General features: G+C 38.9%; 7 protein-coding genes. 5 read left to right on the top strand and 2 right to left on the bottom strand.

The genetic code is table 11. The annotated features are described in order from the left end of the window. Together ACT3RM_RS15780 and ACT3RM_RS15775 are read right to left on the bottom strand one after the other, a co-directional pair. A partial coding sequence (locus tag ACT3RM_RS15780; RefSeq protein WP_444511413.1) for a TonB-dependent receptor occupies positions 1-1,236 on the bottom strand: 1,236 nt, incomplete at its 3' end. Between the two features lie 1,333 nt (positions 1,237-2,569). Further along, complete coding sequence (locus ACT3RM_RS15775; RefSeq protein ID WP_441835778.1) at positions 2,570-3,295, bottom strand: helix-turn-helix domain-containing protein; 726 nt, start codon at positions 3,293-3,295, stop codon at positions 2,570-2,572. 162 nt (positions 3,296-3,457) lie between these two features. On the opposite strand from ACT3RM_RS15775, the gene ACT3RM_RS15770 reads away from it, so the two are divergent. Genes ACT3RM_RS15770 through ACT3RM_RS15750 form a run of 5 tightly spaced genes read left to right on the top strand, consistent with a single transcriptional unit; the run spans position 3,458 to position 9,324 of the window. Beyond that, positions 3,458-4,618, top strand: a complete 1,161-nt coding sequence (locus tag ACT3RM_RS15770; protein ID WP_441835779.1) for a Gfo/Idh/MocA family protein — start codon at positions 3,458-3,460, stop codon at positions 4,616-4,618. 6 nt (positions 4,619-4,624) lie between these two features. Continuing rightward, entirely contained in the window at positions 4,625-5,680 is a 1,056-nt protein-coding gene (locus tag ACT3RM_RS15765) for a sugar phosphate isomerase/epimerase family protein (protein WP_441835780.1), read from the top strand. Positions 5,681-5,695: 15 nt separating this feature from the next. Next, positions 5,696-6,913: an MFS transporter gene (locus ACT3RM_RS15760; RefSeq protein ID WP_441835781.1), complete on the top strand. Its 1,218-nt coding sequence runs from the start codon at positions 5,696-5,698 to the stop codon at positions 6,911-6,913. 36 nt (positions 6,914-6,949) lie between these two features. Next, positions 6,950-7,642, top strand: a complete 693-nt coding sequence (locus ACT3RM_RS15755) for a 3-keto-disaccharide hydrolase (RefSeq protein WP_441835782.1) — start codon at positions 6,950-6,952, stop codon at positions 7,640-7,642. A 2-nt stretch (positions 7,643-7,644) separates the two neighbouring features. Next, a complete protein-coding gene (locus ACT3RM_RS15750; protein ID WP_441835783.1) occupies positions 7,645-9,324 on the top strand; it encodes a GMC family oxidoreductase in 1,680 nt (559 codons plus the stop codon). Positions 9,325-9,332: the final 8 nt, after the last annotated feature.

Raw genomic sequence — 9,332 nt, 5'->3', positions numbered from 1 at the left:
GCCTATTGCTTCCGTATGACCAACTTGAAATGAAAGTGTGAAGTTATTACCATAATAAGTACCATCAAAATCAAACGAGTCTGATTTTGATTCTCCTAGTCGCTCGCGGCCCGTAAGCTGAGGCGAAAGTAAACCTCGTCTTATAGCAACCCCGTTATTTACATCCGCATCGCCCCAATTATTTTCATTGAGTAAGCCATTATCCCCAAAACCATAAGCAACAACAGTATCACCATCTAATTCAACACCAAAATAAGGGTTATGATTATCGTTCCACTCAGCAAAGAGTACGCTTTGCTCGGCAGAGTCATAACTTAATTTAGCACCAAAATAATTAAAGTTAAGGTCTAAATTTTCAGTTGGCATCCATTGTATGGCAACTTGATACCCTTCTCGGTTTCTATCTTCTGTTGAATTGACTGCGTTCATAGCTCGAGGAGCCCAAACATTGTTATAAACTTCACCTGTTGCTTGGTCTACAATGGCAGGCCTTTCGGCTGAATCATCAGTATCAGAATGATATCGCCAGTGCATTGCATTGTTAGAAACTGTCGTTACTGTTCTATCTTGCCGACTTATTCCAGCTAAGATACCAAACTTTTCATCTTCATTTTTCCACGAATAAAGTACATTAAGTTGCGGTTGTAGATCTTCTGAAACGTCATCATAAGTTGCTTCTACACTTAAAGCGCCAGAGTTAGCTTCCATTTCTAACGGTTTACGAGTATTTAAAATCACGGTTCCACCAATTCCGCCTTCATCAATACGTGCTTCAGCACTTTTGTATACTTCAACACTGCTAATCATACTTGAAGGTAACAAAGCATAGTTAAAACTTCGCGTTGGGACACCCGTGCCAGATGACGCCAAGTAATTACCATTGAGCTGCGTTAAAGTCCAATCAGGCGAAGTACCACGAATACTCACCCGACTGCCTTCACCACCATCTCGATCTATCAATACACCTGGTACACGTTGTAAGGAATCGGCTACATTTTTATCTGGGAATTTACCTATATCCTCGGCTGTAATCGCATCAACATTAGCGGTTGATAATCTTTTTATAGCTAGATTTTGTGCCGCTGAAGAGCGAATACCTCGTACTTCAATGACCTCAAATTCAGAGTCGTCATCTTGAGCGTGTGCTATGTTGCATGATGATAGCAACGCAATACATAGTGCTGTTTTTTTAAAATTAGTGCAAAGCCAGGCTCCATTGCTACTATTATTAACCATGTCCATCTCCAATCTTTGTGTGTGTTGTTAGTATTATTTTGTTGATAAATATAAAAAAACTAATGTTAATATTAACCAGCAAGCTTTAGTCTATAGTTAATACCTTGTTAAGATTCATTTCCAGAATAGGGTCCTGTTAAAAAAAGTGATAATATAATTTCGGTTGCGACTAGGACAAAATCGGCGTAAAACTTTTTAAATTTATTTTTACAAATAACTAACCAACAGTTTCGCTCGTCAAAAAAACACTATTAATACATGTGATTTTTTTTGACTAGTTAATTTATTACTAACTTAAAGCGTTGAAATAAAACAACATACTTATGTATTTTTTTATATTAAACGTTATGGAATATTTTATCGACATTAGCTGGGCTTGTTTCCTGGAAAGTGACTATGGATAAAAACTAGAACTTTGTTTATGCGATGTTAATTAAACTAATTTGATTGGTAATGTAAAAAATGAATTTATTGCAGGAGAAAACAAAATCTAATTAAGTGCTTCAATGCATCAATATAAGCCAACTCCACTAGATACTGCAATTAGCAACTACGCTAAATAATTCCTAGTAAGAGTGAGTTATTAATAATGATAAGACCAATCGTAAATGATTTTAGTGCGGATGTGCCTTTACTTAAAAGAATGCTCAATTAGGGGGCTAACGGCGGTGTCACCCAAAAAATACTTCAGAACTATGATCTATTTATTAATTAAAAATTAAGTTCACTTCATACTAATTCTGCTGTGTTAAATGAGCATGTAAGAGTTACATCAGTGGACACAACTCATCTTGTGAGCGACTTTAATATGATTAAACTTGTATTTAGGTATCAATGGCAACGGAGCAAAACACCATGTACGCTTTGATGATGCCCAAGGATAGCAATTAGTTGAGGCTGTTAGTGGAGTCGAAAATATAGCAACGTAGGTAACTCTATCGCAACAATCAATAGTTGATGCAGCCCAAAAAGCAATAGCAGTTACAACTGACCACTTAGCTTGATGACACACCTGTTGATAACAATGGCGCTATTATTATTTTAGGCCCGAGGTTTGTGCAGGTGCAATTAATTAAAAGTCCACTTTTTCGCACGATTTGTTACATCAACATTCAAAATGGAAACTCGTCCACGAGCAGTCTCTATATTTAACCAGTCAACTTCTTTCACCTCAAGACATATCAAACAACTAGTGAGTTTATGGTTTTACAGCATCACTTTAATAAGCGACATAAAATCAGTTTAAGGCTACCTCATGATACTCAACAATATACCTGCTTGGCACAATATTGCCTGTGCATGTAGAACTTAAACTTGCTAAACGAGACAATAGTTAGTTATCAATATTATCTCGCATATGTGAAGGTATTTCACCAAATAAGCGCCTAAACTGTTTACTAAAATAACTAGGCTCAGCAAAGCCACATTGATAAGCTATTTGTGAAATAGGTAAGCTGGTTTCAACTAATAACCTGCGTGCATTTTCTAGTCGAATCTCATTAATAAACTGGTTAGGTGTTTTAGCTAAATGCTTCTTAAAGCGACGCTCCAAAGCACTCACTGATAAATGTGCCAGTTCGGCTAGCTCTTCGATGCTGATGTTACGGTAGTAATATTTTCTTATGAAATTAACCGGTTCTTCAATGGCCCTTACATTTGATAAAGCTTTCGATGTTTTTTGTAAATGGCGTGTAATTCCATAAGTACCCAGTATTTGTCCCTCATCTGTAAAAATCGCTTTTTTCGAAGTGGAAAACCATGCTAATTCACCATTTGATGTTTTATTAAGTTCTAACCTGTCCGTAACGACATAACCATTCATGACACGTCTATCATCATTTACATATTGAAAAGCTAAGTGTTTAGGTGAGAAATCATAATCAGTTTTGAAGGCTATTTGGTCAAACGACATATAACCTTTATGTTCTATAAAATGTTGATTTGCGTACAAAATACGACTTTTATCATCTTTAACCCAAAACAAAGTTTCATGTAATAAGTCAAACGCAGAAATTAATTGATTTACACCTGCTTTATCTATAATTTGATGTATATCCAAAATAATATATTCCAAAACATATGTTGATAAGAAATATCATAAAACGCCGAATTTGTTTTATTGTCAACCGAATTTTTATTACCCCTACTAGTATTCATTGATTATTATCAGTAACAAGATATTAAACAAATTGAATAAATGACTATTTAAATGGAGTGCTTGATGAATAACACAAAAGTACGTATGGGAATGGTCGGTGGTGCAGAGGGGGCATTTATTGGTGCAATTCACCGAATTGCTGCACGTTTAGATGGCCTTATAGATTTAGTTGCCGGTTCATTTAGTTCAGATCCTATGCGCAGCAAAACAACTGCAGAGATACTGGGTATTGAACGAACAAGGAACTATGATAGTTACCAGCAAATGTTTATAGAAGAAGCAAAACTTCCTGAAGATAAACGTATAGATTTTGTTGTTATAGTTACACCCAATCATTTGCATTTTTCTATCGCGAAACTCGCAATAGAATCAGGTTTTCACGTCCTTTCAGACAAACCCGCAACTCTCAATTTGCAAGAAGCACTGATTTTGGAGCAGACATTAAACCAAACTCAGTGCTTATATGGGTTGACTCATACCTATACTGGTTATCCTATGGTAAAAGAAGCTCGACATAGAATTACAAAAGGCGAACTTGGCAATATTCGTAAAGTAGTTGTTGAATACAGTCAAGGTTGGCTTGCGACCAATGAGGACGAACAAGGTAAACAAGCTAAATGGCGTTTAGATCCTGAGAAAGCGGGCATCAGCTGCTGTATCGCAGATATTGGTGTGCATGCTGCAAACTTAGTTGAATATGTAAGTGGATTAGAAATTACCTCGTTATGCGCTGACTTAAACCATGTACTACCCGGCAGAACACTCGATGATGATGGAACTGTACTACTTCGATTTAATAATCAAGCTAAAGGTGTATTACTTGCCAGCCAAATAGCACTTGGCGAAGAGAATAATTTAAACCTTCGTATTTATGGGGATAAAGCTAGCATCGAATGGAATCAAATGGAGCCAAATAGCTTATGGCTTAAAAGCCACAATGCGCCAAGCGTATTACTACGCTCTGGTATATCACTAAAAAGCACCGCAGCACAAAATGCCCTAAGGACACCAGCAGGTCATCCAGAAGGCTACCTAGAAGCTTTTGCCAATATATATGTTAATTTTGCAAAACAGATCAAAGCAAAAAGATTAGCCGAAATAGCTACCAATGAACAATTTGATGTACCTGGTATTAAGCAAGCAATTAGAGGCATGGCATTTATCGAAAATGCTGTAGCAGCATCAGCTAAAGACAGTAAATGGCACACATTTAAAATTGGATAATCATCTATGAAACAAATAAAAGGTCCAGCAATATTTTTAGCACAATTTATTAGCGATCAAGCACCGTTTAATAATTTAGAAGACATTTGTAAATGGGCGGCAAGTTTAGGCTATAAAGCCATTCAGATGCCTACATCTAACCCAGAGATATTCGACTTAGAAAAAGCGGCTCAAAGCCAAGATTATTGTGATGAAGTAACTGGCATTATTGAACAAGTAGGGCTTACTATTTCAGAACTGTCTACACATTTACAAGGTCAGCTAGTTGCTGTACATCCTGCTTATGATGAAATGTTTGATAATTTTGCTCCAGAGCACCTTCGCGGGGACCCAAAAAACCGCACGCAATGGGCACATGATCAGTTGATGCTCGCTGCTAAAGCAAGTTGTAATCTTGGTCTTAAAACACATGTTACATTTTCAGGTGCGTTGTTATGGCAAACCTTCTACCCATGGCCGCAACGCCCTCAAGGCTTAATTGAAGAAGGTTTCGCAGAGCTTGCAGCACGTTGGTTACCTATCCTCGACTATTTTGATGAAATGGGAGTCGATGTTTGCTACGAGCTTCACCCTGGTGAAGATTTACATGACGGTGTCACTTTTGAACGCTTTTTAGGTGCAACGAATAATCACCCACGAGTAAATATTCTCTACGATCCGAGTCACTTTGTGTTACAGCAACTTGATTACCTTGCTTTCATTGATATTTATCACACGCACATTAAAGCCTTTCACGTTAAGGATGCTGAATTTAATGCAAACGGTAAAAGTGGGATTTATGGAGGCTACCAAAACTGGCAAGAGCGCCCTGGCCGTTTTCGCTCATTAGGAGATGGCCAAATCGACTTTAAGAACATATTTAGTAAGTTAACCCAATATGGTTTTGATGGCTGGGCTGTATTGGAGTGGGAGTGTTGTATAAAAGATTCTGAGCAAGGGGCTAAAGAAGGCGCGCCGTTCATACAACAACACTTGATAACACCCACAGCTAAAGCATTTGATGATTTTAGTGCAATGGCCACCGATACCCAGCGAAATAAGCGGATATTAGGTATTAAATAAATAGGATCACACACAATGAATAAAAATAATAATCACAGCCTCATTTTTCGTTTATGTTGTATTGCATTAATTGTTACATCGATGACATTTGCGATTCGTGCCGGTATTTTAAGCCAACTTGGCGAACAATTTGGCCTAACTGGTACACAGCTTGGCTGGGTCAACGCAATGGCATTTTTAGGCTTTCCGATTGCGACTATGCTTGGGGGCATTATATACAATGCTATCGGTGCTAAAAAATTAGTAGCACTGGCATTTTTTTGCCATTTAGCAGGCCTTTTATTAACAATATCTGCTGAGGGCTTTTGGGCCCTACTTATATCAACATTTTTGATTGGTTTTGCTAATGGCTCTGTAGAAGCTGGGTGTAATCCTCTAATTGCACAAATGTATCCTAATAATACAACGACCATGTTAAACCGTTTTCATGTGTGGTTTCCTGGTGGTATTGTTATTGGCGCTTTAGCTTCAAATGCGATGACATCAGCAGCGTTTAATTGGCAGTGGCAAGTAGCGTTAATTTTAATACCTACGGCCATATATGGCGCAATGATGCTTACGGCACAATTTCCTAAATTTAATCCACAGCAAAATTCCACCAGCAGTAACTTAAAAAACCTGCTGTCACCTTTGTATTTATTCTTAGTTATTTGCATGACTTTAACCGCAGTGACTGAATTTGGTACTCAACAATGGATTGAACAAATTTTAGGTTCATCAGGTGCCTCACCTATGGTTATTTTAGCGCTTATTACTGGCCTTATGGCATTAGGGCGCTTCTTCGCAGGGCCTATAGTTCATCGTTTTAGCCCTTCAGGCGTATTACTAGGGTCAGCAATATTTTCAACGATTGGAATATATATGATGAGCCAAGCACAAGGTAGTGCTATTTATTTTGCCGCAGCATTATTTGCTATCGGTGTTACCTACTTTTGGCCAACGATGATCGGGTGTGTTGCTGAATACACACCTAAAACAGGTGCCCTAGGTATGTCATTAATTGGCGGTGCAGGCATGTTTGCAATGAGTTTATGGAATCCAGTAATCGGTAACTGGATAGATAGCGCAAAAACACAAGCACAAACCCAAAACATCACGCCTGAAGAAATAGAGGTTGTTGCAGGGCAAACTCTTTTACAAAACTTATTACTCTTTCCGGTTGTACTTATTGTCGTATTTATCGGTCTTCATTTTTTTATAACAAAAAATAAAAGCGTTCAAAAATACGTTTAATAGCAATACTTAGCACACAAAATAAAAGGGTACTTTATGCTTAAATCACTTTCACTATTGTCAATTGCACTCGCTTTCACCAGTACTGCATTTGCTAAAAATATTGATAACCAGCTTTCTAAAGAAGAACAACAGGCAGGATGGCAGTTATTATTTAATGGTCAAGATATGTCGCAATGGCGTAACTTCAAAAGTCAAACCCTCAGCTCTAAATGGATTATAGAGGATGATGCTATGCTGCTCACTAAAGGCGGCGGGGATATTTTAACCAAAAAACCTTATCAAAATTTTGATTTAAAGATTGACTGGAAAATCAGTGAGGTCGGTAATAGCGGCATTTTTATCCTCGCTGATGAATTAGGAAAATATATTTACTCACACGCTCCTGAAGTACAAATTATAGATAATGAACGTCACGCTGATACTGAAATTGATTCTCATTTGGCGGGCTCAATTTATGATTTACTTGCAGCTCCCCTTGCTGCACATAAACCAGCGATGCAATGGAATACGGTGCGTATAAAAATGCTGAATAATCATTTGCAGGTTTGGCAAAACGGTGTCAGTACCGTCAGTATGGTTGTAGGAAGTAGCTCTTGGAATACTTTAGTTAACAACAGCAAGTTTGCAACTTGGTCTAACTTTGCTAACTCTGAGAAAGGTCATATTGGCCTGCAAGATCATGGCGACAAAGTTTGGTTCAAAAATATAAAAATCAAGGAGTTATAACAATGTCAAAATTCAATCACAAAGTACTCGTCGTCGGCTCAGGGGCTGGCGGTGCAATGGCTGCATACACACTAACAAAATTAGGCCATAAGGTGCTGTTGCTTGAAGCTGGTCGCGATTATGACCCTAAGAAAGAAAGCCCAATGTTTCGCCGTAACAGTGAAGCCCCCTTAATGGGTACCAGCACCAAAGATAAAAACTTCGGCTTTTATGACGCTACAATCGATGGTGGTTGGCAAGTACCTGATGAACCCTATACCAATGCAAAAGACTCTGATTTTATGTGGTGGCGTGCACGTATGTTGGGTGGCCGTACAAATCACTGGGGCCGCTATTCTCTTAGGTTTAGTGAACATGACTTTAAAGGTAAGAGCCAAGACGGACACGGCGCAGATTGGCCATTTATTTACGAAGACATAGCACCATGGTATGACATTACAGAAGAATTAGTGGGTATTTGTGGCACCAATACCGGCTTAGATGACATGCCACCTTCACCTGAAGGTGTATTACAGCCACCGCCAAAACCACGGGTTCCTGAGCTACTGCTTGCAGCATCAGCTAAAAAGCTCGGTATTACTGCTGTGCCTATGCACCGAGCGGTATTAACACGACCTAAAGATGACAGAATGGCGTGCTTTTATGCAACTCCTTGTGGCTCCGGTTGCTCTATTGGAGCAGCCTTTCAAACAACAACCTCATTATTACCAATGGCAAAAGCAACTGGCAATTTAGAAGTAATAACTGATGCAATGGTTAAATCTGTAGCAGTGAACGATGACGGCAAAGTCACTGGCGTTAGCTACATTGATAAAAAATCAGCGCAGCAGCACACGATTGATGCCGACGTTGTAATTCTTGCTGCCAGTGCCTGTGAATCAGCGCGGATCCTATTAAATTCAAAGCATAAAAAACACCCTAAAGGCCTTGCAAATTCAAGTGATCAAGTAGGTCGTAACCTTATGGATTCAACGGGCGCATGGCTAGGAGCACAAATACCCGCTTTAGAAGGCCGCCCGCGTTATAACGAAGATGGTCACACAGCTAACCATTTGTTTATCCCTTGGTGGGGGCATAAAGCACAAGCAAAAGGCGAGTTGGACTTTCCACGGGGTTACCACTTTGAAATAGGTAGTGGTTTTAATCAGCCTGGGGCTGGGGTATTGGGTAATACGCAAGGCTATGGTGGTCAATTAAAGCAACAGATTCGAGACGCCTATGGTTCATATATTGGCTTTGCCCTACGTGGCGAAATGTTACCAAATAAAGACTCTTACATGGAAATTAACGAAAGCGTAAAAGATAAATGGGGGATTCCAGTTCCTAAGTTTCACTTTAAATGGTCCGATCGGGAACTTAAACAAATCGAACACGGTTTAAAAACAGCGAAGCAAATTTTAGAAAATATGGGTGCAAAAATCGATAAACTTCCTTCGGCTGAACAGGCTATTTCTAAAGGCGGCGAAATCATACATGAAGTTGGCACAACACGAATGGGCAGTGATCCTGCTGATTCCGTAACCAATCAATGGGGACAAACGTGGGATTGCAATAACCTATTTGTCATGGATGCCGGTGTATTTGCATCGAACCCTCATAAGAATTGCACGCTAACCATCATGACATTAGCAATGCGTAATTCAACTTGGCTCGCAAAACAAATTGATCAAGGAGCAATCTAATGAATACT

Source organism: Pseudoalteromonas sp. AOP7-A1-14, from assembly GCF_052376275.1.
Lineage (GTDB): Bacteria > Pseudomonadota > Gammaproteobacteria > Enterobacterales > Alteromonadaceae > Pseudoalteromonas.
Note: the sequence above shows the minus strand (reverse complement) of the source record. Positions and strands in the feature narration are given on the sequence as shown.